This window comes from Mesorhizobium sp. M8A.F.Ca.ET.202.01.1.1 (assembly GCF_004791595.1).
Classification (GTDB): Bacteria; Pseudomonadota; Alphaproteobacteria; order Rhizobiales; family Rhizobiaceae; genus Mesorhizobium.
In genome coordinates this window covers 35,015-58,049 of record NZ_SRUN01000010.1, presented here as the reverse complement: position 1 = coordinate 58,049, position 23,035 = coordinate 35,015, and the positions used below count along the sequence as shown (strand labels likewise).

Genomic DNA, 23,035 nt, shown 5'->3' with positions numbered 1-23,035 from the left:
GCATGCGAATTATGCAGTGCTAATTTAGAATTGTCGACAGATGGGTCTGCTGTTGCGGACAGTTTCTTGCCCCTTGCCTGAATATAGCTCGGAACAATTACTCTTGGTTATGTTTAGAAAGAGTGTGCTCGGATCCCAATTCAAAGTACGGGCAGGTCGCCTTTGGCCCAACCCTCGGATATCTCGCCCGAGCGCAGTTCGAAGGTGCCGCTCTCGATCGCGGCCCGGATGTCCTGCATCAGCTTCTGGTAGTAGGAAAGATTGTTCCAGGTCAGCAGCATCGCCCCGAGCGCCTCCTGCGAACGCACCAGATGGTGCAGATAAGCGCGCGAATAGTCGCGCGCAGCGGGGCAATCACTCTCTTCGTCGAGCGGGCGCGGATCGTCAGCGTGACGGGCGTTGCGCAGATTGACCTTGCCGCGCCTGGTATAGGCAAGACCATGCCGGCCGGCTCGCGTCGGCATCACGCAGTCGAACATGTCGATGCCGCGCGCCACCGATTTCAGGATATCGTCCGGCGTGCCCACGCCCATCAGGTAGCGCGGCTTTTTGTCAGGCAGTTCCGGGCACGTGATGTCGAGCATGTCGAGCATCACCGCTTGCGGCTCGCCGACAGCCAGGCCGCCGACGGCATAACCCTTGAGGTTCATCGCGCTCAGCGCCTGCGCCGAACGCACCCTGAGCGCGGCGTTGTCGCCACCTTGCACGATGCCGAACATCGCCTTGCCGGGCTGGTCGCCGAACGCCGTCTTGCAGCGCTCCGCCCAGCGCAGCGACAGGTCCATTGCGCGCTCGATCTCTTTCAACTCGGCCGGCAGCGCCGTGCATTCGTCAAGCTGCATCTGAATATCGGAATCGAGCAGGCCTTGAATCTCGATCGAACGCTCGGGTGACATCTCATAAGCCGCGCCATCGATGTGCGAACGGAAGGTGACGCCTTTCTCTGTCAGCTTCCTCAGCTTCGACAGCGACATCACCTGGAATCCGCCGCTGTCGGTCAGGATCGGGTGCGGCCAGCGGGCGAATTCGTGCAGACCGCCAAGCCGCGCGACACGTTCGGCGCCAGGGCGAAGCATCAGGTGATAGGTGTTGCCCAGGATGATGTCGGCGCCGACGCCGCGCACCTGGTCCATGTACATGGCCTTCACGGTGCCACCGGTGCCGACCGGCATGAAGGCCGGCGTGCGGATTTCGCCGCGCGGCATGTCGATCAGGCCGCGCCGCGCCTTGCCATCGGTCGCCAGCACCTTGAAGGTGAACGTCTCAGCCATTGAATTCCTTGTCGTGGACCGGCGCACCCGGCGCCTGCCTGTCGAGCGACTGGCGGTATTGGATGCAGCCGCGCATGAATTTGGGCCAGGGTGGCACGGCGATCGCCGGCTCGGTCTTTTCAGGCAGCAGATCCCACAGATCGGGGTGATGCCAGCACAGATCATGGCCTGATGTATCGCGGTGCGCGCGAATACCGGCGCGCAGCTTTTTCACTTCCGCGACGAGGCTTTCGCGATCGAGGGTTTGCAGATCATCGTCCATCGCTCATCTCCGCTCGGTAAAGCAGGCTTGCGTCGCCATAGGAGTAGAACCTGTAACGGTTCGCAATGGCATGCGCATAGGCGGCACGCATCGTATCGAGACCGCTGAAGGCCGAAACCAGCATGAACAGTGTCGAGCGCGGCAGATGGAAATTGGTCATCAGCATGTCGGCGGTGCGAAAGCGGTAGCCGGGCGTGATGAAGATGTCGGTCGGTCCGGACCATGGCGCCACCGTACCGTCGTCACGCGCCGCGCTTTCCAGCAGACGCAGCGAGGTGGTGCCGACGGCAATGATGCGCCCACCCCTCGCCTTCGCGGCGTTGAGCGCGCTGGCGGTCGCCTCGCTGACCGAGCCGATCTCGGCATGCATCTTGTGGTCGGCGGTGTCGTCCGCCTTCACCGGCAGGAACGTGCCGGCGCCGACATGCAGCGTGACGAAGCGGCGCTCGATCCCCTTGGCGTCCAACGCCGCAAAAAGCTCGGGCGTGAAATGCAGGCCAGCGGTGGGCGCCGCTACCGCACCTTCTTCCCGGGCATAGATGGTCTGGTAATCGGCATGGTCGCGCTCGTCGTCATCGCGCTTCGAGGCGATGTAGGGCGGCAACGGAATGTGGCCGACCGCGTGCAGCGCCTCGTCGAGGAAGGGCCCGGATAGATCAAAGCCGAGCAACGCTTCGCCGCCCTCGCCCTTTTCGATCACCGTGGCATCGAGCTGGCCAAGGAAACAGGAATTGCCGTCATGACCGAAATGGATGCGGTCACCGGCGGCGATGCGCTTTCCCGGCCGCATGAACGCCAGCCAGCGGTCTGGAGCCATGCGCATGTGCAGCGTGGCCTCGACCTGCGCAGCCGCTTCACCGCGCCGCCTGATGCCTTTCAGTTGCGCTGGAATGACCTTGGTGTCGTTGAAGACCAGCACGTCGCCGGCGCGGAGCAACGACGGCAGATCGCCAACCGTCCGGTCCTCCAGCCCCTTGCCCGGCTCGACGACGAGCATTTTGGCGCTGTCGCGCGGCTCTGCCGGGCGAAGCGCGATGCGCTCTTCCGGCAGGTCGAAATCAAAGAGGTCGACGCGCATCGGGAATCAAAACAGCCGAACGAGCAGCGCTCCGGCCAGCAGAAGCACGGCGCCGGCGATGCGGCCGAGCGAGATTTCACGCACCGCGACACCGAGGAAGCCGACGCGGTCGATGAGCATGCCGGCGAGCAACTGACCGGCCACCAGGAACGCCATAAGGGCGGCGGCGCCGATGCGTGGCGTCAGGATGGTGGAGAGCGTAACATAGAAGCCGCCGAGCATGCCCCCGGCGACGAACAGCCACGGCGCCGGCGCCTTCCAGTCAAGCGAAATGCCTTGCAGCTTCACCACCGTGACGGAGATGATGCCAAGCACGACCGCGCCCGACAGGAACGAAAACGCGGCCGCCGCGACCGGGAGACCCAGGCCGCGCGCAAGCTGCGAGTTGATCGGCGCCTGAATGGCAATGAAGGCGCCGGACAGGATGCCGAGAAGCGACCAGACGACGCCCATCATTGTCGTTTCGCCTTACTTGACGTCTGCCGCGACCTTCAGCGACACGATCTTGTCGGGATCCTGCACCGGCTCGCCGCGCTTGATCTTGTCGACATTGTCCATGCCTTCGATGACCTGGCCCCAGACCGTGTACTGGCGGTTGAGGAAGGCGGCATCGTCGAAGCAGATGAAGAACTGCGAGTTGGCCGAGTTCGGGTTCTGCGAACGGGCCATCGAGCAGGTGCCGCGGCCGTGGTTCGCGTTGGAGAACTCTGCCTTCAGGTCAGGCTTTTCCGAGCCGCCCATGCCCGCGCGGGAAGGCGCGAACGAGGGCTTGCTCGAGTTGCCGAACTTGACGTCGCCGGTCTGCGCCATGAAGCCTTCGATGACGCGGTGGAAGACGACGCCATCATAGGCGCCTTCGCGCGCCAGTTCCTTGATGCGGGCGACATGGCCGGGGGCCAAATCGGGAAACAGTTCGATGACGACCTCGCCCTTGGTCGTTTCCATGATGAGCGCGTTCTCGCGGTCCTTGATCTCAGCCATGTCAGCTATCCTTTTGTAAAATGGAACTATTTGTCGGCGGCAATGCGCACTTTGATCATCCGGTCGGGATCGGCGACCGTGCCATTGTCCGCCTCGTCGCCCTTCTTGATCTTGTCCACCAGCTCCATGCCGCTGACGACATTGCCGACGATGGTGTACTGGCCATCGAGCGGCGGTGCCGGCGCGAACATGATGAAGAACTGCGAGTTGGCGGAATTCGGATCCTGCGAGCGGGCCATGCCGACCACGCCACGCTTGTAGTGCTCGGTCTGAGAGAATTCGGCCGGCAGGTCGGGCAGGTCCGAGCCGCCGGTGCCGACGGCCTGGGCGTTAAATCCCTTTTCCATGTTGCCGAACTTGACGTCGCCGGTCTGCGCCATGAAGCCGTCGATGACGCGATGGAAAGCCACATTGTCATAGGCATGATCGCGCACCAGCTTCTTGATCTGCGCGACATGCTTGGGTGCCAGATCGGGGCGCAACGCTATGGTGACGTCGCCCCCCTTCAGCGTGATGATCATGGTGTTTTCCGGGTCTGCAGCATAGGCGGAAACGGACGCGGTCAAGAGACCGGCGAGCACAACAAGGAATGAGGCGAGCCTTTTGAGCTGCATGAGGATTTTCTCCGAGCTTATTTCGCGAATTTTGCGGTGAGCGCACCGGCCACGGCCGCCGGCACGAAGGGACGGATGTCGCCGCCCATCGAGGCTATCTGGCGCACAAGTGTGGCGGTAATGGTTCGCACCGACGGGCTGGCGGGCAGGAAAACCGTCTGCAACTCCGGCGCCATGGTTTCGTTCATGCCCGCCATCTGCATTTCGTAGTCGAGGTCGGTGCCATCGCGCAGACCGCGGATCATGATCGAGGCGCCTTCCCTTCTGGCGGCATCGATCACCAGCCCATCGAAAGCGACCACTTTGATGCGGGCGCCATCGCGGCCGAATTCGGCTTTCGTGGCGGCTTCAATCAACCGCACCCGCTCGTCGAAGGAGAACAGCGGCTTCTTGCCCGGATGAATGCCAATCGCCGCATAGACAGTGTCGGCAACCGCCAGTGACGCTTTCAGCACATCGAGATGGCCGTTGGTCAGCGGGTCGAAGGAGCCGGCGTAAAGGGCGATGCGTTCGGTCATGCCGGAGCTTCTAGCGAGCCTCTCTCACAAAGGCAAATCCGATCGGCAGGCGGCCCGTGAACCTTTTCCGGCACATGAACGACAGATGAATACGCTGATCACGAAGCCTTCACGCAGCGTTCACTAGGTTGCACCCTTAATAAGATGAAACCAAAGCCCCATATATCCGTTGTAAGGCGCAGGAGAACACGCACATGCTGATCTACATGCTCGCCACCGCAATGACCGTCGCCATGCTGATCGCCACAGTATTCGGGCTGCATCAGGAGGCGCAGCGCATCCGCGTCAAGGCAACCACCAAACGCTTCGAAGGCTTCGGCCTGCGCAAGCCGTATCGCCACTACTAAGCTACTGTCGACTTGCTGCCGCGCCGGCCACCAGGCCGGCGTTGCTATGTTAACCAACGACTATTCGCTGTTATCCGGACTGCCGTCAGGCGTCGAACCGGGCTCCGCGCCACCCTCGACCTCTTCCGCTTCCTCGTCCGCTTGTGGCTCCGAAATCCGTTCGACCGAAACCACCTTTTCACCTTCAGCCGTGTTGAAGATGGTCACGCCCTTGGTGGCGCGGCTAGCGAAACGGATGCCATTGACGGGCACACGAATGACGGTGCCGCCGTCCGACACCAGCATGATCTGATCGTCATTGCCGACCGGGAAAGTTGCCACCAGACGGCCGATTTCGGCCGTCTTCGACACGTCTGTGGCGCGGATGCCCTTGCCGCCGCGTCCAGTCAGGCGGAAATCATAGGACGAAGAGCGCTTACCGTAACCGTATTCGGTGACCGTCAGCACGTACTGCTCATGCGCCTTGAGGAACTCGTAGCGCTCGTCGGAAAGCTCCGTCTCCTCGCCGACCTCTTCATTGGTCAGCGCGATCTCTTCCTCTTCACCGGCGGCGATGCCCGCGGCAAGCCGCCGTTCGGCCGCGGCACGCTTAAGGTAGGCGGCGCGTTCAGCCGGCGGCGCATCGACATTCTCGATCACCGACATTGAGATGATGCGGTCGGTGTCAGCCATGGTGATGCCGCGCACGCCGACCGAGTTTCGGCTCTGGAAGACGCGCACGTCACCGACCGAGAAGCGGATGCACTGTCCCGAGCTGGCGGTCAAAAGCACGTCGTCATTGTCGGTGCAGGTCTCGACGCCGAGGATCTCGTCGCCCTCCTCCTCCAGCTTCATGGCGATCTTGCCGTTGCGGTTGACTTGGACGAAGTCGGAAAGCTTGTTGCGGCGCACGGTGCCCCGCGTGGTGGCGAACATCACATCGAGTTCGCCCCAGCTCGTCTCGTCCTCGGGCAGCGGCATGATCGTGGTGATGCGCTCGCCCTGCTCCAGCGGCAGCATGTTGATCAGTGCCTTGCCGCGTGACTGCGGGTTGCCGATCGGCAGGCGCCAGACCTTTTCCTTGTAGACGATGCCGCGCGAGGAGAAGAACAGCACCGGCGTGTGCGTGTTGGCGACGAACAGCCGGGTGACGAAATCCTCTTCCTTGGTCGACATGCCGGAGCGGCCCTTGCCGCCGCGGCGCTGCGCCCGGTAGAGCGAAAGCGGCACGCGCTTGATGTAGCCGGAATGGCTCACCGTCACGACCATGTCCTCGCGCTGGATCAGGTCCTCGTCTTCCATGTCCGCGCCACCGTCGGTGAGCTCGGTGCGGCGTGGCGTGCCGAACTCGTCGCGCACGGCGGCGAGTTCGTCCTTGACGATCTGCTGAATACGCGCGCGAGACGACAGGATGTCGAGGTAGTCCTTGATCTCGTCGCCGATCGTGTTCAACTCATCGGCGATTTCGTCGCGGCCCAGCGCTGTCAGGCGCAGCAGGCGCAGTTCGAGGATGGCGCGCGCCTGTTCCTCGGACAGATTGTAGGTGCCGTCCTCGTTGATGCGATGGCGTGGATCGTCGATCAGCAGGATCAGCGATTCAACGTCACCCGCGGGCCAGCGCCGCTCCATCAACTGCTCGCGCGCCGACTGCGGATCCGGCGCGGTGCGGATAAGCTTGATCACTTCGTCGATGTTGGCGACGGCGATGGCTAGACCAACCAGCACATGGGCGCGGTCGCGCGCCTTGCGGAGCAGGAACTTAGTCCGCCGGCTGATCACCTCCTCGCGGAAGGTGACGAATGCCGTCAGCATGTCGCTCAGGTTCAGCAGTTCCGGCTTGCCGCCGTTCAGAGCCACCATATTGGCGCCGAAAGACGTCTGCAGCGGCGTGAACCGGTAGAGCTGGTTGAGGACGACGTCGGCAACGGCGTCACGTTTGAGTTCGATGACGACGCGATAACCCTGACGGTCGCTTTCGTCACGAATGTCGGAAATGCCCTCGATGCGCTTGTCGCGCACCAGTTCGGCCATCTTCTCGATCATCGAGGCCTTGTTCACCTGATAGGGAACCTCGGTGATGATGATCGATTCACGGTCATTGCCGCGCTGTTCGATGTTGACCTTGCCGCGCATGACGATTGAGCCACGGCCGGTGGAATAGGCGCTGTAGATGCCGGAGCGGCCAAGCACGATGCCGCCGGTCGGAAAATCAGGGCCCGGAATGATCTCCATCAGCGCCGGCAGGTCGATCGCCGGATTGTCGATGACGGCAATGGCGGCGTTGCAGACCTCACCGAGATTGTGCGGCGGGATGTTGGTCGCCATGCCGACGGCAATGCCGCCCGAGCCGTTGACCAGCAGATTGGGAAAGCGCGCCGGCAGAACCTTCGGCTCGGTGTCCGACGCATCATAAGTGTCCTGGAAATCGACGGTGTCCTTGTCGATATCCTCCAGAAGCTCATGCGCGACCTTGGTCAGGCGCGATTCGGTATAGCGCATCGCCGCCGGCGGATCGCCGTCAATCGAGCCGAAATTGCCTTGCCCGTCGATCAAGGGCACACGCAGCGACCAGTCCTGCGCCATGCGCACCAAGGCGTCATAGATCGAGGCATCGCCATGCGGATGGTATTTACCCATCACGTCGGCGACAGGACGCGCCGACTTCACGTATTTGCGGTTCCAGTGGTAGCCGCTCTCATGCGCCGCGTAGAGAATGCGGCGGTGCACGGGCTTCAGGCCATCGCGCACATCTGGCAACGCACGGCTGACGATCACGCTCATGGCGTAAGAGAGATAGGAACTCTGCATCTCCTCGATGATGGAGATGGGTTCGATGCCGGTGGGGCCGCCGTCGGCGCCGCGCGGTGTCTTTTGGTCGGTCAAATCGGATCACAATCTAATCAGGAATCACTGACCGCTTATATAGGAAGCACGGCCGAAACTCCAATGTTCACAGCACTTTTCCAGTGTCATTTTTAGTGGTAATTTCAAAAGGATACCGCTAATTGCGACGATATGGCCGTTACGCTTTTCGCCGCCACCAAGGCAAAAGCCTGTAATGGACCAACTCCCCAAGCAAAAGCCGCGATCACCATGAATTGGAGCTCATGGCTGCCTTTGCGGGCGCTGCACGGTTGGACGCCCCGGGATTTCAATGGCGATCTGATCGCGGGTGTCACACTGGCCGCGATCGCCATTCCCGAGCAGATGGCGACAACCAGGCTCGGCGGCTTTGCGCCCGAGGTCGGATTTTTCGCCTTTGTCGCCGGTTCGGTGGCGTTTGCGCTGTTCGGCGCCAATCGCCACCTTTCGACCGGCGCGGATTCGACCATCACGCCTTTGTTTGCCGGCAGCCTGGCGCTGCTCGCATCATCAGGCTCACCGCATTATCTGGCGCTGGCCGCCACGCTGGCGCTGATGGTCGGGCTGATCGTGATGCTGAGCGGCGTCTTTCGCCTCGGCTGGATTGCCGACCTGCTCTCGGTGCCGGTCACGACTGGCTTTCTGGCAGGCATCGCCGTCCATATCATCGTTTCACAATTGCCTGGACTGCTCGGTCTGCCGGCGGAAAGCGGCGAAACCGTGCAGCGCATCGGCGAAATCGCCAGCAGCCTCCATCTCACCAACCCCTGGAGCCTGACGCTCGGCCTTGGGGTATTCGCAATCGTGTTGTTTTCCGAGCTTATCAGCGCCCGCATCCCCGGCGCGCTGATCGGCATGGTGCTTGCCACGACAGCGGTCGCCATTTTCGGCCTCAAGGATCATGGCGTCGAGGTGCTTGGTGCCTTGCCGAATGGCCTGCCGCGGGCAGGGTTGCCACTGGCCGGTCTCGACGACGTGCAGGCGCTCGTTCCGCTGGCATTGCTGATCGCCATCGTCGTCATGGTGCAGACGGCCGCCACGTCCCGTTCCTTCGCTCCGCAGGGCGACGCGCCCGACGTCAATCGCGATTTCGTTGGTGTCGGCGCCGGCAGCATCGCGTCGAGCCTGTTCGGCGCCTTCGCCGTCAACGCCAGCCCACCACGCACGGCAATCGTCTCCCAGTCGGGCGGCCGCTCGCAACTCTCGAGCCTCATTGCCGCGGCGCTCGTTGTGGCGCTGGGCGCCTTTGGCGGCGGCCTGCTCGCCGATGTTCCGCAGGCCGCCCTCGCCGGGGTCCTGATGTTCGTCGCCCAGCACATTCTGCGCTGGAAGGTTTTCGCCAGTGTCTACCGGCAAGCGCCGGTCGAATTCGCATTGATCCTGATCACCATGGCGGCCATCGTCGTGCTGCCCATCGAGACCGGCGTGGCGGTCGGCATCGGCCTGTCGCTGCTGCATGGAATCTGGAGCGCGACCCAGACGCTGCCGATCGAACTTGAACAGGTCCCGGGAACCTCCGTCTGGTGGCCGCCGGGCAAGCCGGGCGCTGGCGAACAACTCCCCGGCGTGCTGGTCGCGGCGTTCCAGGCGCCATTGTCCTTCGTCAATGCCGACGGTTTCAAACGCGGCTTTTGTGATCTGGTCGACGCCCGCAAGGGCGATGTGAAACTCGTCGTGCTGGAGGCCAGTAACATTGTCGAGATCGACTACACCGCCGCCCAGGCATTGATCGAAACCATCACCCATTGCCGCAATGCGGGCGCAATATTCGCCATTGCTCGGATGGAATCGGTGCGTGCCCAGGCAGCCCTTGCGCGGTTCGGCATCATCGATCTCGTCGGCCCGCAGCGGATCTTCCAAAGCGTCGATGCCGCCGTCAGGGCTCTGCATTCCGGCCCGCCGGAAAACCAGGAGAGTACACCATGATCGTCCTGAGAGAGCCGCTGGTGACCCCGGTCCCGGTCAAGGAACTGCGGCCAACGCAAATTACGGTCGGGATGCGCGAGGTGGATCTCAAGCGCCAGCTGATCCGCTCGCAGAGCGCCGCGAACACAGGCGCCTTTCTGGGCAAGCACATGATCCCGGTCGTGTTGGGCCCGAAAAACCGCAACTACGTCACCGATCACCATCATCTCGCCCGCGCCCTGATCGAGGAAGGCGTCAAGGATGTGCTCGTGACGGTGATCAGCGACCTGTCGGCACTGGACAAGGACGCGTTCCTTTTCATGCTCGACAACCGCGGCTGGATGCATCCATTCGATGAAAACGGCCAGCGCCGGGCTTATGCCGCCCTGCCGAAGACCATCGGCGAACTGGTCGACGACCCTTACCGGAGCATGGCTGGCGAACTGCGCCGGCTGGGTGGCTACGCCAAGGACACCACGCCGTTCAGCGAATTCCTGTGGGCGGATTTCCTGCGCCGACGCATCGACAAAGGCGCGGTGGCGAAAAATTTCGACAAGGCGATGAAGGATGCACTCGTGCTGGCCAGGGGCAAGGACGCCGACTATCTGCCCGGCTGGTGCGGGCCGACCATGGACTGATGCCACGGGTGGTGACGCAACTTTTCAGCCGCTGCCCGCGCGCATGGCGCGATAGCGGCCCGGAGTCTCGCCCATGACCCGCCGAAACCGACGGTTGAAGGTCGACAGATCGTTGAAGCCGGTCTCGAAAGCAATTGCCGAGATGGCATCGTTCGACGTGCGCAATCGCACTGCCGCGCGATGCAACCGGGTCCTGAGCAGGTACTGATAGGGCGTCATGCCGGCGACCTGCCGGAAGGTGCGCAGGAAATGATAGGGGCTGGTCGCGGTCTCATCCGCCAACGCCGGAAGCGAGATCGGTCCGTCGGCACCCAGTTCGATCCGCCGCACCGCCTCGGCAACCCTTTTCTGATCGCGGCGGCTTGGGCCGCACCCGGCATGCGTGGCGCCGGAGATTGTAGCCACGGCGGCACCCGCGATGCGCAAGGCGAGTTCCTCGAAGGCGTCCGCGTCGGCCAGGTCGCGTGTGGCTTCCGCCTCGGCCAGCAACGGCGCCAGGGCCGGTAACGGCGGCAGGCGTGGCGCCGCGAAGGTGAGCGTCCTGGCGCCCGGCACATCAGCCACGATCCGGTCCATATAGGCCGGCCCGAAATGGAAGGAGAGGCAACGGTCGCCGCTGCCATGCTCGTGCCCGCATTCGTAGCAGGTGCCGGAATTGCCGAGCAGGAGACTGCCTGGCGCGAGCATTGCCGTGCCTTGCTGCGCGCGGTAGCGGAACGAGCCGCTGGTGACCGCCGCGACGCAAAAATCCCGATGTGCTTCCTCGAACGGCCGATCGCCGGCGCTGGCAGTGCAGATGACATCCGCCACATGCCAGTCAGGTCCGGATGCAAGGGTATTCGCGGTCGCCGTCATGACCGAAATATAGCAACTTTTCCCAAGCCCAGAACCCTGCCAGCGCCTATTCCTCGCGGTCTCCTGACAAGAAGAGGCCGCAGCCATGGTCGACCAATCCTCATTTGCCGAAGCCTTGCACAGTCCCGGACCGATCGAAGGGCTCGCTGAAAAACTGGCCCTCTACGGCCGCTTCGTCGGTGCCTGGACATTTGACGCCTCACGCCATCTCGAGGACGGCACGGTGCTGACCGGCCGCGGCGAGGTGCATTTCGGCTGGGTGCTGGAAGGCCGGGCGATCCAGGATGTCTGGATCCTGCCCGCGCGTGACGCCGGCCCCTCGCCTTCGCTCGGCAAATGGACTTTTTACGGCACGACATTGCGGGTCTATGACCCAAGCGCCGATGCCTGGCACATTTTCTGGAGCGACCCGCGCAACCAGTATTACAGCCGCCAGCTTGGCCGCGCAGAGGGCGACACCATCGTACAAGTGGGCGCCGACGGCACCGGGTCGTCGGTGCGCTGGAGCTTTTCGCGGATCACCGAGAATTCCTTCCGCTGGCTTGGCGAGCGCTCGCACGACGACGGCGTGACATGGCGGCTGGAAGTCGAGTTCCTGGCGCGGCGAGCCGCAACAAGATGAGGCTGTAATACATTGTAAGAATGGAGAAAAGCATGTTCGATCATGTCTCGAACGGCGTCCGCGACGCCCAATGTGCCGGATGCGAAACGGCCTCGTGACAATGGCCATTTCTTCGTTTCTCACTGCTCTCGTATCCGAGGCTCCCCCAGCCGACCGAGCGAAAGACATGGACCTCTATGGATGGTTGATCAGAAGCTGGGAAATGGACACGGTCCGCCACCTTGACGACGGCACGATCCAGAAATGGACCGGAGAATGCCATTTCGGCTGGGTACTCGAAGGCCGCGCGATTCAGGACATCTGGATCAGGCCCAGGCGCCCTGCGCGGTCCACTATGTATGGCACGACTTTGCGCATCTTCGATCCTGGGATCGGTGGCTGGCACATCATCTGGAATGATCCGCTCAACCAAGATTACTCGCGCCAGATCGGACGGGCCGAGGGTAAGGACATTGTCCAGATCGGCGATGACTCGCGCGGTCTGCAAACTCGATGGCGTTTCACCGAGATCACTGCCAACAGCTTCCATTGGATCGGCGAGGAAAGACCTTCCGAGAGCCACCCTTGGCAAATCACCTATGAGCATTTTGCCCACCGGACAAAGCGCGTCGCCTGAATCCGTTTCGCCGCGACGCGCCCTACCGCATCGAAGTCTCCGGCCCCTCCGACAGTTCCCATCGACCGGGCTTTGCTCTACCAATATCGGAGTGCGGGCTCCGGCCGGCGGGAGGGGTCAGCGATGCCGAGTTTCGACAGCCTGTTCAATGCCTTCGTCACCATTCTCGTGACCATCGATCCGCCCGGGCTGGCACCGCTGTTCCTCGCCGTGACACGCGGCATGAATCGCGACGAGCGCCAGCAGGTCTCCGTACGCGCCTCGATCATCGGCTTCCTGGTGATGGCGCTGTTCGCGATCGCAGGTGCCTCGATCCTGTCGGTGTTCGGCATCACGCTGCCGGCCTTCCGCGTAGCAGGCGGTTTTCTGCTGTTCTTCATCGCCTTCGAAATGGTGTTCGAGCGCCGCCAGGACCGCAAGGAGAAGATCGGCGACGTCGCCATCACCAAGGACATGATCCACAACATCGCCGCCTTCCCGCTGGCGATCCCGCTGATCGCCGGTCCCGGTGCGATTTCGGCGACTGTGCTGCTCTCCGGCTCGTTTCAGGGCTTTGCGGCACAGGCGGCGCTGGTCGGCATCATCTTCGTCTGCCTCGCCATCACCTATCTGGTGTTCGTTCTGTCGGAGCGCATCGACCGCATCCTCGGCCAGACCGGCCGCTCGATCCTGACCCGCCTGCTCGGCGTTATTCTGGCGGCGCTGGCGGTGCAGTTCGTCGCCGACGGCATCAAGGCGCTGATGGCTAGTTGAACGGTATCCCTGCGGCCCTACTGCGCTGTCGTATCGACGATCTCGAAGTCATGCGTAAGCGTGGCCGTCTTGGCCAACATGGCGGAAGCCGAGCAATATTTGTCGATCGACAGATCGATCGCCCGCTTGACCTTGTCGCGCGACAGCGCGCGGCCCTTGACGATGAAATGCATGTGGATGCGGGTGAACACCTTCGGGTCGGTCTCGGCCCGGTCGGCGTCGAGTTCTACGACACAGTCCTCGATCGCCTCGCGTCCCTTTTCAAGGATGTGGACGACATCATAGGCCGAACAGCCGCCGGTGCCGATCAGCACCAGTTCCATCGGGCTCGGCCCCGGGGTCTTGCCGTCCGGGCTGGACGCGGTTCCCAATACGACCTTGTGGCCGCTGCCGGATTCGCCGACGAAGGTGCGCTCCTCGACCCATTTTACCCGTGCCTTCATCGCCCTGTCCTTTCAGTCCTTTGTTCCCAAATCAACAATGCAAAACCCCGAAAGTCCATGCAGGACCCTCGGGGCATATCAAGCACAAGCATTCGCCGTTTGGTGCGGCTCCCGATCAGAACGGAATTTCGTCGTCCAGTTCGCGCGACGAACCGCCGCCACCGCCGCCCCTGGGAGCATTGCCGCCACCGCGGTTGAACCCTTCATTCGGGCTCGACTGGCCAAAATCCGACCCGCGGCTGCTGCCGCCACCGCTGTAGCCGCCGACCTGGCCGCCCTCACCCTGGCCGCGCGCGTCAAGCATCTGCAGCTCGCCACGGAATTTCTGCAGCACGACTTCGGTCGTGTATTTGTCGGCGCCGGTCTGGTCCTGCCATTTGCGGGTCTGCAACTGGCCCTCGACATAGACCTTCATGCCCTTCTTCAGATATTGCTCCGCCACCTTGGCGATGCCCTCATTGAAGATGACGACGTTATGCCACTCGGTCTTTTCCTTGCGCTCGCCGGAATTCTTGTCGCGCCAGCTTTCCGAGGTGGCGATGCGGATGTTGACGACCGGCTCGCCCGAATTCAGGCGGCGGATTTCAGGGTCCGCGCCGAGATTGCCGACCAGAATGACCTTATTGACGCTACCCGCCATGATATTTCTCCGCGCTCATCCGAAACAAATTTTTGTCGCAGCACCTTACAGGCTACGGACGTCAGCCGCCTGCCAAGGCTGGCTTTTCCCACAAGGTTTTTGTTCCCTTTTCGTTCCTATATGCATCGCCGCTGATTGTCAAGGAATGGCAGCAATGGCCAAGGTCCTCATATGGGTTGCAAAACAGCGCTTGCCAAATCAATAAGCATCGACTTATGCTTTTGTCATGATCGAGGCAGAGATTTTCCGCGCCCTGGCCGACCCGACACGCCGCGCCGTCTTCGAGCGTCTCGCGACGAGCGAGATGAGCGTGTCGGAACTGCGCAGCGGCCTGACTGTGTCGCAGCCGGCCGTCTCCCAGCATCTGGCGGTGCTGCGCGGTGCCGGTCTCGTGGTCGAGCGCCGGGCCGGCCGCAACGCCTATTACCGCGCCGATCCGCAGGGGCTTGCCCCGCTGCTCTCCTGGATTGAACGCTACCGGACGTTCTGGCCGGAGCGCATCGAAAGGCTGAAGACGGTTTTGAAGGACATGGATCAATGAAGAGCCAAAGCGAAGTCGCACCGGATGCTATCGAATTCGAATATGACCTAGCCGAGCCGCCGGAAAAGGTGTGGCGGGCGCTGACCGTGCCGGAACTGCTCGCCGCCTGGATGATGCCGAATGATATCAGGCCACAGACCGGCAGCCGCTTTGCCTTCGCCGGGCCCGACGCGGCGATCGAGTGCGAGATCCTCGACGCCGAGCCCGAGCACCTGCTGCGCTATTCCTGGCGGGAACAGTCGGACGATGCGGCGCGACAGCACCCGCTCGACAGCACCGTCACCTTCACACTCGCCCGCACCGTTTCGGGCGGCACGCATCTGCGCATCGTCCATGACGGCTTTGCTCGCAAGGCGGCCGTTACCATGACGAGCGCCGGCTGCCGGCTTTCGCTGCGCGGAGCCGGAAAGCTCATCGCCGCGAGCAACACGCCGCATCTTCTGCTGCGCGCGGCCTGAACACGGAAATTGGAGAAGAAAAATGAGCGGTGTTGCCAGTCTTGTGCCGATGGTGATCGAGCAATCGAGCCGCGGCGAACGTGCATTTGACATTTTTTCGCGGCTGCTGCGCGAGCGCATCGTCTTCATCAACGGCGAGATCAACGACGACGTCTCGGCGCTGGTCTGCGCGCAGCTTTTGTCGCTGGAGTCGGACAATCCCGAGAAGGAGATTTCGCTCTACATCAACTCGCCGGGTGGCATGGTGACCAGCGGCTTCGCCATTTACGACACGATGCAATATATCAGTTGCCCGGTGTCGACCGTGTGCATGGGCTTTGCCGCGTCGATGGGATCGTTCCTGCTGATGGCGGGCACGGCCGGGCGCCGGATCGCGCTGCCCAATGCCACCATCCTGCTGCATCAGCCGCTCGGCGGCTTCCAGGGCCAAGCTTCCGACATCCAGCGGCATGCCGAACGCATCGGCCAGACCAAGCGCCACATGACCGAACTCTACGCCCAGCATTGCGGCCGCAGCTATGAAGAGGTCGAACGCACGCTCGACCGCGACCATTTCATGACGGCCCGCGAGGCCCAGGCATGGGGCCTTGTCGACCATGTTTTCGACACCCGCAAAAAGGCGGCGTGACCCGAGAACGAAGATTTGACGATACCGGTCTGGTTCAAGTGGCGGCAGGTCCCTATAACAGGGGGATGACCGACGCACATCGATCAAGACCATTGCACCGTGTCACAGCCACCATGGTGCTCGCCATCGTCGGCCTTTTCTCCTGTGCGGCACTTGCCGACGGCGCCTCGTCGTCGGCGCAGAAAGGCGCCCTGCCCGGCGTGAGCGGCGACTATCGCATCGCCAAGCCAGCCCCGGTGCCCGAACCCGACGACGCATTCCCTAGCAGCGGCAACGGGCAGTTCAAGATCGGCGATACGGATGTCAGGATTTCCGGCAGCATCACGGTCGATGTCGGGGTTGGCGGGATCAAGCCGCCCAGGTAGGGCAAAAGATCGGTCCTGCAAACTCGAGCCCGCCCAAAAGAATAGCCCCGCCGTGCCTGGGGCAAACGGACGGGGCTTTTCTGGATCTCAAATCCATTTTTTGCCGGGAGTGTACTGCCGGCGTTGGATTTCGGATGCTTCGCGGCATTCAGCCGACGATCCGACTAACAGTCTCTAATTTTGGGGGATATGGCAGGTCACGGTTTGTCTGGTGGCGCAAACGCTATACCCTGGCACTTATGCCTGCCTCGGCTCCAACGAGACGTGGAGCCCTGGGGGACTATCCGGTGGCGTCATGCTCCGCTCCTTTGTCCGTTGCGACATTGCCATCGCGAAGCGCAAATCGCAAATGCCTGCGGCGTCTCGCAGGCCGCCTTGGGGCGGCGAGGCCATCGAAAGACGGCCGGCTTCGCTGACCTCTGGAGACTGCCCCCGTGAGCCGGTCGCGTCAACCATCAATAGCCGGTTACGGAAAAATGTGATCGCCGGGAGGTTACGTCAGGGTCAGTTTCCGCACAGCTTTGTCAGGAGCGTGTTCGGTCTTTGTTCTTTCCGCTTGCCCCTTCGCGCGAAAGACGGTTAAACGACTTCTGTCGGGAGTTGTGGCGTCTCTCGACGTGGCGGCAAAAAGACCTACATAGGGGATGGCCGGGAAAAACCCGCCAATCCCACGAATTCCAGATCTGAGGCGGCGACCGGCGATGGCCGACCATAAATTCCTTTCCATTCGCGGGGCGCGCGAACACAATCTGAAGAATGTCGATCTCGACCTGCCGCGTGACAGCCTGATCGTCATGACCGGCCTGTCGGGCTCCGGCAAATCATCGCTCGCCTTCGACACCATCTATGCCGAGGGCCAGCGCCGCTATGTCGAGAGCCTCTCGGCCTATGCACGGCAATTCCTCGAAATGATGCAGAAGCCCGACGTCGACCAGATCGACGGCCTTTCGCCGGCCATCTCCATCGAGCAGAAGACCACCTCGAAGAACCCGCGTTCGACGGTCGGCACCGTCACCGAGATCTACGACTATATGCGGCTTCTGTTTGCCCGTGTCGGCGTGCCCTATTCGCCGGCCACCGGCCTGCCGATCGAGAGCCAGACGGTCAGCCAGATGGTCGACCGGGTACTGGCGGTCGAGGAAGGCACGCGCCTGTTCCTGCTGGCGCCCATCGTGCGCGGCCGCAAGGGCGAATACCGCAAGGAACTGCTGGAGTTGCAGAAGAAGGGGTTCCAGCGCGTCAAGGTCGACGGCGTCTTCTATGAAATCGCCGACGTGCCGGCGCTGGACAAGAAATACAAGCACGACATCGACGTCGTCGTCGACCGCATCGTCGTGCGCGGCGACCTTGCCACGCGTCTCGCCGACTCCATCGAGACGGCATTGAAGCTGGCCGAGGGGCTGGCGGTGGCCGAGTTCGCCGACAAGCCGCTCGACGCCAGCCAGACCGGCGAGGATTCGGTCAACAAATCCAAGAACGAGACGCATGAGCGCATCCTGTTCTCGGAAAAATTTGCCTGTCCGGTGTCCGGCTTCACCATTCCGGAGATCGAACCCAGGCTGTTCTCCTTCAACAACCCGTTCGGCGCCTGCCCGACCTGCGACGGTCTCGGCAGCCAGCGCGCCATCGATCCCAACCTCGTCGTGCCCGACGAGAACGTGTCGCTGCGCGACGGCGCCGTCAGCCCGTGGGCGAAGTCGACCTCGCCCTATTACTCGCAGACGCTCGAGGCATTGGGCAAGGCCTACAACTTCAAGCTCGGCGACAAGTTCAAGGATCTTTCCGCCGAGGCCCAGGAGGCGATCCTGCGCGGCACCGGCGAGCGCGAAATCACCTTCCAATATGATGACGGCCTGCGCTCCTACAAGACGACCAAGACCTTCGAAGGCGTCATCCCCAATCTCGAGCGACGCTGGAAGGAAACCGAATCCGCCTGGATGCGCGAGGAGATCGAGCGCTTCATGTCGGCAACGCCCTGCCCGGCCTGCAAGGGCTATCGGCTGAAGCCTGAAGCGCTGGCGGTGAAGATCGGCGGCAAGCATATCGGCGAAGTGACGGAACAGTCGATCCGCAATGCCGATCGCTGGTTTACCGACCTGCCGGCGCAGCTCAACGACAAGCAGAATGAGATCGCTGTCCGCGTCTTGAAGGAAATCCGCGAGCGCCTGCGCTTCCTCAACGATGTCGGTCTCGACTATCTCACTTTGTCGCGCAATTCCGGCACGCTGTCGGGCGGCGAAAGCCAGCGCATCCGGCTGGCCTCGCAGATCGGCTCGGGCCTCACCGGCGTGCTCTACGTTCTGGACGAGCCGTCGATCGGCCTGCACCAGCGCGACAACACGCGTCTGCTCGACACGCTCAAGCATTTGCGCGACATCGGCAACACGGTGATCGTCGTCGAGCATGACGAGGACGCCATCCTGCATGCCGACTATGTCGTCGACATGGGTCCGGCCGCCGGCATCCATGGCGGCGAGATCATCGCCCAGGGCACGCCGCAGCAGGTGATGGCCAACCCCAATTCGATCACCGGCAAATATTTGTCGGGTGCGCTCGAAGTAGCGACGCCCGGCGTGCGTCGCGAGGCGAAGAAGAACCGGCGCCTGAAGGTTGTCGGCGCGCGCGGCAACAATCTGAAGAACGTCACCGCCGAAATCCCGCTCGGCACCTTCACGGCCGTCACCGGCGTGTCGGGCGGCGGCAAGTCGACCTTCCTGATCGAGACGCTGTTCAAGGCGGCCTCGCGCCGCATCATGGGTTCGCGCGAGCATCCGGCCGAACACGACCGCATCGAGGGGCTGGAATTCCTCGACAAGGTCATCGACATCGACCAGTCGCCCATCGGGCGGACGCCGCGTTCGAACCCCGCTACCTATACCGGCGCCTTCACGCCGATCCGCGACTGGTTCGCCGGCCTGCCGGAAGCCAAGGCGCGCGGCTACCAGCCGGGACGTTTCTCGTTCAACGTCAAGGGCGGCCGCTGCGAAGCCTGCCAGGGCGACGGCGTCATCAAGATCGAGATGCACTTCTTGCCCGACGTCTACGTCACCTGCGATGTCTGCCACGGCAAGCGCTACAATAGGGAGACGCTCGACGTCCTGTTCAAGGGCAAGTCGATCGCCGACGTGCTCGACATGACCGTCGAGGAAGGCGTCGATTTCTTCGCCGCCGTGCCTGGCGTGCGCGACAAGCTCGACACGCTGAAGCAGGTCGGCCTCGGCTACATCCATATCGGCCAGCAGGCGACGACGCTGTCGGGCGGCGAGGCGCAACGCATCAAGCTGGCCAAGGAACTGTCGCGCAAGGCGACGGGCAAGACGCTCTACATCCTCGACGAGCCGACCACTGGCCTGCATTTCCACGACGTCGCCAAGCTGTTGGAAGTGCTGCACGAATTGGTCGACCAGGGCAACACGGTGGTGGTCATCGAGCACAATCTCGAAGTGATCAAGACCGCCGACTGGGTGCTCGACCTCGGTCCCGAAGGCGGTGATGGCGGCGGCGAGCTGGTCGCGTCTGGAACGCCGGAAGCAATCGTGCGGGAGAAGCGCAGCTACACCGGCCAGTTCCTCAAGGAGCTTCTGGAACGGCGCCCGGGGGGCAAGCGCGAAGCGGCGGAGTGATGGGTAGGGATGGTCGCATCACGGTCCAGAGCAGCTTTGGCGTGAGGCTTGCCCGCCCAGAAGATCTCGCCGCGATCGTCGCGCTGACTCAAGCGGCCTATGCCCCCTACAACGCGATACTCGACGCGCCACCGATCCCGGTTACCGAGGACTACGCACCGCGCGTCGCCCAGGGCGAGGTCTGGCTGCTGGAGAGGGACGCCACGCTTGCCGGGCTAATCACGCTGGAGCGCCATCCCGACCACGTCATGATCTTCTCCGTCGCGGTCGCCCCCGGCTCCCAAGGCAAGGGATTTGGCATCGCGTTACTCAATCACGCGTATGAACAGGCAAGTCTGTGGGGCCTGCCGGAGGTGCGGCTCTACACCAACGCCAAGATGGAACGGAACATCGCGCTCTATCTCGCCTATGGTTTTCACGAAACGGGTCGCCGACCCAATCCCTATCGGCCAGGGTGGGTACTGGTCGACATGGCCAAACCCGTCGACAGGCCCACCGCGGCTTGATCGCTTTTGAAATCTGGGAGGACGACGATGAGCAAGTCGGGAACAATCCGCGCCGGCATGGGCGGCTGGACCTTCGAGCCTTGGGACACGTCCTTCTATCCGGACAAGTTGTCGAAGGCCAAGCAACTGAACTACGCCAGCCGGCAAGTGCCGAGCATCGAGGTCAACGGCACCTATTATTCGAGCTTCAAGGAGCCGACCTTCGTCAAATGGGCCAACGAGGCGCCAGACGGTTTCGTCTATTCGCTGAAAGGCAACCGCTTCGTCACCAATCGGCGTGTGCTGGGCGAAGCCGGCGAGTCGATGATGCGTTTCCTCGGTTCCGGCGTGGCCGCGCTCGGTGACAAGCTCGGACCGATCCTGTGGCAGTTCGCGCCGACCAAGAAATTCGACCCTGACGATTTCGAGGCGTTTCTGAAACTGCTGCCGGAAAAGCAGGACGGCGTCGCGCTGCGCCACGCGCTCGAAGTGCGCAACGACAGCTTCATCGTGCCGGAGTTCGCCGCACTCGCGCGCAAATACAAGGCGGCGATCGTCTATGCCGACCATGCCAAATATCCTGACATCGCCGATATCACCGGCGATTTCGTCTATGCGCGGTTGCAGACCGGCAGCGACGACAATCCCGACTGCTACACGCCAAAGGGCATCGACGAATGGGCGGCGCGCGCAAAAATCTGGGCGGAAGGCAAGCAGCCGGCCGATCTGCGGCGCGCCGACCCCGCTACCGACGCCCCGGTCCAGCCGCGCGACGTCTTCCTCTACTTCATCACCGAGGGCAAGGTGCGCGCTCCGTTCGGGGCAATGGCGCTGATGAAGCGCGTAAGCGACTGAAAAAGCATCAGTCGGTTTCCAGCACCCACTATAGTGCGTCGCCCATGCGTTTTGGGCGCAGCAAAGCGCCTATTCCTGGGCATCTTCGCCGTGATCGTAACCTTATCGACACTTCCTTGCCGCATGAATACTCCGACGCCAAGCTGCAGAGCTGGAGCCGTCGCCGGCAGGGAAAGAGGGGCATGTCGCTCGACTACACTTCACTTCTGCTCGCTGTCGGTTTCTCCGCCGCTTGCCTCAGCCTGACGCTGTTCGGCATGTGGCTGACCGCCCGCTCGGAAAAGTTCCTGCTGACATGGGCGATCAGCCTGGTGTTCGTGGTTGGCGATATTTTCATCTATGACGCCTATATCGACATGCCCGGGCGCCTGCTCGGCATCGCCACCTCGGCGTTCCTGCTGATCGGCTTTTCGGCCATGCTGGGTGCCGCCTATCAGTTCCGCACCGGCGGCTCGCCGCTGCTGCGGGCGCTGTGGGGTTGCGTTTCCCTGGCGATAGCGCTGCCTCCCATGGCTTTGGCCTATGACGGCCTCGGCTTCATTTTCGAGAACATGTTCGCTGCCTTGCTCCTGTTCGCCACGGCGTTCGAATATTGGAGAGGCCGCGATGAGGCGCCCGCCTTGACGATCGGCATCACCACGCTCTATTCGGCCACGGCCACGTCCTTCGCGCTCTGCGCCATGGTTCTCGCCTGGGACGGAACACTGGTGCTCGGCCACGCGCCAAGCAATTGGGCAGAAGAGCTCAGCCTGATCGTGGTGATCGCCAGCATGACGGGTATTGGCGCACTCTCGCTTGCCCTCAACCAGGGGCGTCTGGCGCGGCACCACCACCGCAACGCCCTGACGGATCCCCTGACCGGCCTGCTCAACCGGCGCGCCCTGTTCGACATGCATGGCCATATTCCGGTCGGCGCCTTTACCGCCGTGGTCGTCTTCGACCTCGACAATTTTAAAGCCATCAACGACGAATTCGGCCACGCGGCGGGCGACGAGGTGCTGAAGGTGTTCGCCAGAGAGTTGGCAGCCAACCTTCGATCGGCCGACGTCGCCGCGCGCATGGGCGGCGAGGAATTCGCACTGGTGCTGAGGCGCACTCTGCCGGAGACGGTCGAGGAAGCAGCTGAGCGCATTCGGGCGGCTTTCGCGATGCGACTGATAGAAACCGAAACCGGTTCGCTCACCTGCACGGTGAGCGCCGGATTTGCGTTTGGCAGCAAGGAGGGCCTCAGCTTGGACAAGGTGCTCAGCGCCGCCGACAAGGCGCTCTACGACGCCAAGCGCGGAGGCCGCAACCGCGTCATCGCCTCGCCATTCCGGCGCGCGAGCTGATCACTCGCATCATGGCGACTCTGTTATTGTTGAATAGCGAAGACTGCCCCTAGGCCGCCATGACGATTTCATTGAAGGCGTCGAGGTCAACGTAAAAGACCTTGGTGATCTCCTCGATCAGATCATCGTAGTCGCAGCCCTGTGACCTCAAGATGTTGATGGCGGCGATGATGTCGACACGTTCGGTAAGCCGCCGCTTCTGGTAGTCCTCGACGTAACGTTCCATGGCTGTCCCTTAGCCTGTGTGCCCAAACGCGTTTGAACGACAGAGATCGGGAAGCTAGGAAGCCTTGCTTGCGTGGAACTTGCAGAACCTTCGCCGCGCCTCGATCTGCTATAACCAGACTGATACGGAAGCGGCCGAC

26 protein-coding genes are annotated in these 23,035 nt (G+C 62.5%); 14 read left to right on the top strand and 12 right to left on the bottom strand.

The features are described from left to right. Window positions 1-140 precede the first annotated feature (140 nt). The 7 genes from tgt to coaD are packed head-to-tail and all read right to left on the bottom strand — an operon-like array spanning window position 141 to window position 4,724. A complete protein-coding gene (gene tgt, locus EN845_RS21220; RefSeq protein WP_127279993.1) occupies window positions 141-1,271 on the bottom strand; it encodes a tRNA guanosine(34) transglycosylase Tgt in 1,131 nt (376 codons plus the stop codon). Continuing rightward, a complete protein-coding gene (locus EN845_RS21215) occupies window positions 1,264-1,533 on the bottom strand; it encodes a hypothetical protein (protein WP_127872526.1) in 270 nt (89 codons plus the stop codon). The genes tgt and EN845_RS21215 overlap by 8 nt, the downstream gene beginning before the upstream one ends. After that, window positions 1,523-2,611, bottom strand: coding sequence for a tRNA preQ1(34) S-adenosylmethionine ribosyltransferase-isomerase QueA (gene queA / locus EN845_RS21210; protein WP_127872527.1), 1,089 nt, complete (start codon window positions 2,609-2,611; stop codon window positions 1,523-1,525). Before queA ends, EN845_RS21215 begins: the two co-directional genes overlap by 11 nt. A 6-nt stretch (window positions 2,612-2,617) precedes the next feature. Then, entirely contained in the window at window positions 2,618-3,067 is a 450-nt protein-coding gene (locus EN845_RS21205; RefSeq protein ID WP_127872528.1) for a DMT family transporter, read from the bottom strand. Window positions 3,068-3,079: 12 nt separating this feature from the next. Then, window positions 3,080-3,592, bottom strand: coding sequence for a peptidylprolyl isomerase (locus tag EN845_RS21200; RefSeq protein ID WP_127872529.1), 513 nt, complete (start codon window positions 3,590-3,592; stop codon window positions 3,080-3,082). Between the two features lie 26 nt (window positions 3,593-3,618). Then, entirely contained in the window at window positions 3,619-4,206 is a 588-nt protein-coding gene (locus tag EN845_RS21195) for a peptidylprolyl isomerase (RefSeq protein WP_127281065.1), read from the bottom strand. A 17-nt stretch (window positions 4,207-4,223) separates the two neighbouring features. After that, window positions 4,224-4,724: a pantetheine-phosphate adenylyltransferase gene (coaD, locus tag EN845_RS21190; RefSeq protein ID WP_127872530.1), complete on the bottom strand. Its 501-nt coding sequence runs from the start codon at window positions 4,722-4,724 to the stop codon at window positions 4,224-4,226. A gap of 194 nt (window positions 4,725-4,918) precedes the next feature. Here coaD and EN845_RS21185 point away from each other — a divergent pair, with 194 nt between their 5' ends. Further along, window positions 4,919-5,071, top strand: a complete 153-nt coding sequence (locus EN845_RS21185; protein ID WP_015317717.1) for a hypothetical protein — start codon at window positions 4,919-4,921, stop codon at window positions 5,069-5,071. 60 nt (window positions 5,072-5,131) lie between these two features. Here the strand turns inward: EN845_RS21185 and gyrA are convergent, their stop codons facing one another. Next, the gene (gyrA, locus tag EN845_RS21180) at window positions 5,132-7,933 is read right to left on the bottom strand and encodes a DNA gyrase subunit A (RefSeq protein ID WP_127872531.1); all 2,802 of its coding nucleotides are present in this window, start codon (window positions 7,931-7,933) and stop codon (window positions 5,132-5,134) included. A 210-nt stretch (window positions 7,934-8,143) separates the two neighbouring features. Here gyrA and EN845_RS21175 point away from each other — a divergent pair, with 210 nt between their 5' ends. Further along, complete coding sequence (locus EN845_RS21175) at window positions 8,144-9,838, top strand: SulP family inorganic anion transporter (RefSeq protein ID WP_245511777.1); 1,695 nt, start codon at window positions 8,144-8,146, stop codon at window positions 9,836-9,838. Continuing rightward, window positions 9,835-10,455, top strand: a complete 621-nt coding sequence (locus EN845_RS21170) for a ParB-like protein (RefSeq protein WP_127872533.1) — start codon at window positions 9,835-9,837, stop codon at window positions 10,453-10,455. Before EN845_RS21175 ends, EN845_RS21170 begins: the two co-directional genes overlap by 4 nt. A gap of 24 nt (window positions 10,456-10,479) precedes the next feature. Here the strand turns inward: EN845_RS21170 and EN845_RS21165 are convergent, their stop codons facing one another. Beyond that, on the bottom strand, window positions 10,480-11,310 hold the full coding sequence (locus EN845_RS21165) for an AraC family transcriptional regulator (RefSeq protein ID WP_127872534.1): 831 nt from the start codon (window positions 11,308-11,310) through the stop codon (window positions 10,480-10,482). Between the two features lie 85 nt (window positions 11,311-11,395). On the opposite strand from EN845_RS21165, the gene EN845_RS21160 reads away from it, so the two are divergent. From EN845_RS21160 to EN845_RS21150, 3 genes are all read left to right on the top strand, one after another. Continuing rightward, entirely contained in the window at window positions 11,396-11,932 is a 537-nt protein-coding gene (locus EN845_RS21160) for a hypothetical protein (RefSeq protein WP_127280898.1), read from the top strand. A 202-nt stretch (window positions 11,933-12,134) separates the two neighbouring features. After that, entirely contained in the window at window positions 12,135-12,548 is a 414-nt protein-coding gene (locus EN845_RS21155) for a hypothetical protein (RefSeq protein WP_135897774.1), read from the top strand. Between the two features lie 123 nt (window positions 12,549-12,671). Further along, a complete protein-coding gene (locus EN845_RS21150) occupies window positions 12,672-13,301 on the top strand; it encodes a MarC family protein (protein ID WP_127280359.1) in 630 nt (209 codons plus the stop codon). A gap of 17 nt (window positions 13,302-13,318) precedes the next feature. Here the strand turns inward: EN845_RS21150 and EN845_RS21145 are convergent, their stop codons facing one another. Both EN845_RS21145 and EN845_RS21140 read right to left on the bottom strand, forming a co-directional pair. Beyond that, window positions 13,319-13,744 (bottom strand): OsmC family protein, encoded by a 426-nt coding sequence (locus tag EN845_RS21145; RefSeq protein WP_127872536.1) that lies wholly within the window; start codon window positions 13,742-13,744, stop codon window positions 13,319-13,321. 115 nt (window positions 13,745-13,859) lie between these two features. After that, a complete protein-coding gene (locus EN845_RS21140; RefSeq protein WP_023773877.1) occupies window positions 13,860-14,384 on the bottom strand; it encodes a single-stranded DNA-binding protein in 525 nt (174 codons plus the stop codon). Window positions 14,385-14,610: 226 nt separating this feature from the next. Here EN845_RS21140 and EN845_RS21135 point away from each other — a divergent pair, with 226 nt between their 5' ends. The 8 genes from EN845_RS21135 to EN845_RS21100 all read left to right on the top strand — a co-directional run bounded on the left by EN845_RS21135 (window position 14,611) and on the right by EN845_RS21100 (window position 22,670). Further along, window positions 14,611-14,925 (top strand): metalloregulator ArsR/SmtB family transcription factor, encoded by a 315-nt coding sequence (locus EN845_RS21135; RefSeq protein WP_015317709.1) that lies wholly within the window; start codon window positions 14,611-14,613, stop codon window positions 14,923-14,925. After that, window positions 14,922-15,383, top strand: a complete 462-nt coding sequence (locus EN845_RS21130) for an SRPBCC domain-containing protein (protein WP_127872537.1) — start codon at window positions 14,922-14,924, stop codon at window positions 15,381-15,383. Before EN845_RS21135 ends, EN845_RS21130 begins: the two co-directional genes overlap by 4 nt. Window positions 15,384-15,405: 22 nt before the next feature. Further along, window positions 15,406-16,011: an ATP-dependent Clp protease proteolytic subunit gene (locus EN845_RS21125; RefSeq protein WP_127280361.1), complete on the top strand. Its 606-nt coding sequence runs from the start codon at window positions 15,406-15,408 to the stop codon at window positions 16,009-16,011. Window positions 16,012-16,124: 113 nt separating this feature from the next. Continuing rightward, window positions 16,125-16,376: a hypothetical protein gene (locus EN845_RS21120; protein ID WP_167531436.1), complete on the top strand. Its 252-nt coding sequence runs from the start codon at window positions 16,125-16,127 to the stop codon at window positions 16,374-16,376. 701 nt (window positions 16,377-17,077) lie between these two features. Continuing rightward, window positions 17,078-19,999 (top strand): excinuclease ABC subunit UvrA, encoded by a 2,922-nt coding sequence (gene uvrA / locus EN845_RS21115; RefSeq protein ID WP_127872539.1) that lies wholly within the window; start codon window positions 17,078-17,080, stop codon window positions 19,997-19,999. Beyond that, the gene (locus EN845_RS21110; RefSeq protein WP_127872540.1) at window positions 19,999-20,505 is read left to right on the top strand and encodes a GNAT family N-acetyltransferase; all 507 of its coding nucleotides are present in this window, start codon (window positions 19,999-20,001) and stop codon (window positions 20,503-20,505) included. The genes uvrA and EN845_RS21110 overlap by 1 nt, the downstream gene beginning before the upstream one ends. A gap of 27 nt (window positions 20,506-20,532) precedes the next feature. Beyond that, on the top strand, window positions 20,533-21,339 hold the full coding sequence (locus EN845_RS21105; protein ID WP_127872541.1) for a DUF72 domain-containing protein: 807 nt from the start codon (window positions 20,533-20,535) through the stop codon (window positions 21,337-21,339). A 182-nt stretch (window positions 21,340-21,521) separates the two neighbouring features. After that, entirely contained in the window at window positions 21,522-22,670 is a 1,149-nt protein-coding gene (locus EN845_RS21100; protein WP_127872542.1) for a GGDEF domain-containing protein, read from the top strand. Window positions 22,671-22,719: 49 nt separating this feature from the next. Here the strand turns inward: EN845_RS21100 and EN845_RS21095 are convergent, their stop codons facing one another. Then, a complete protein-coding gene (locus EN845_RS21095) occupies window positions 22,720-22,896 on the bottom strand; it encodes a hypothetical protein (protein ID WP_084636783.1) in 177 nt (58 codons plus the stop codon). Window positions 22,897-23,035 lie beyond the last annotated feature (139 nt).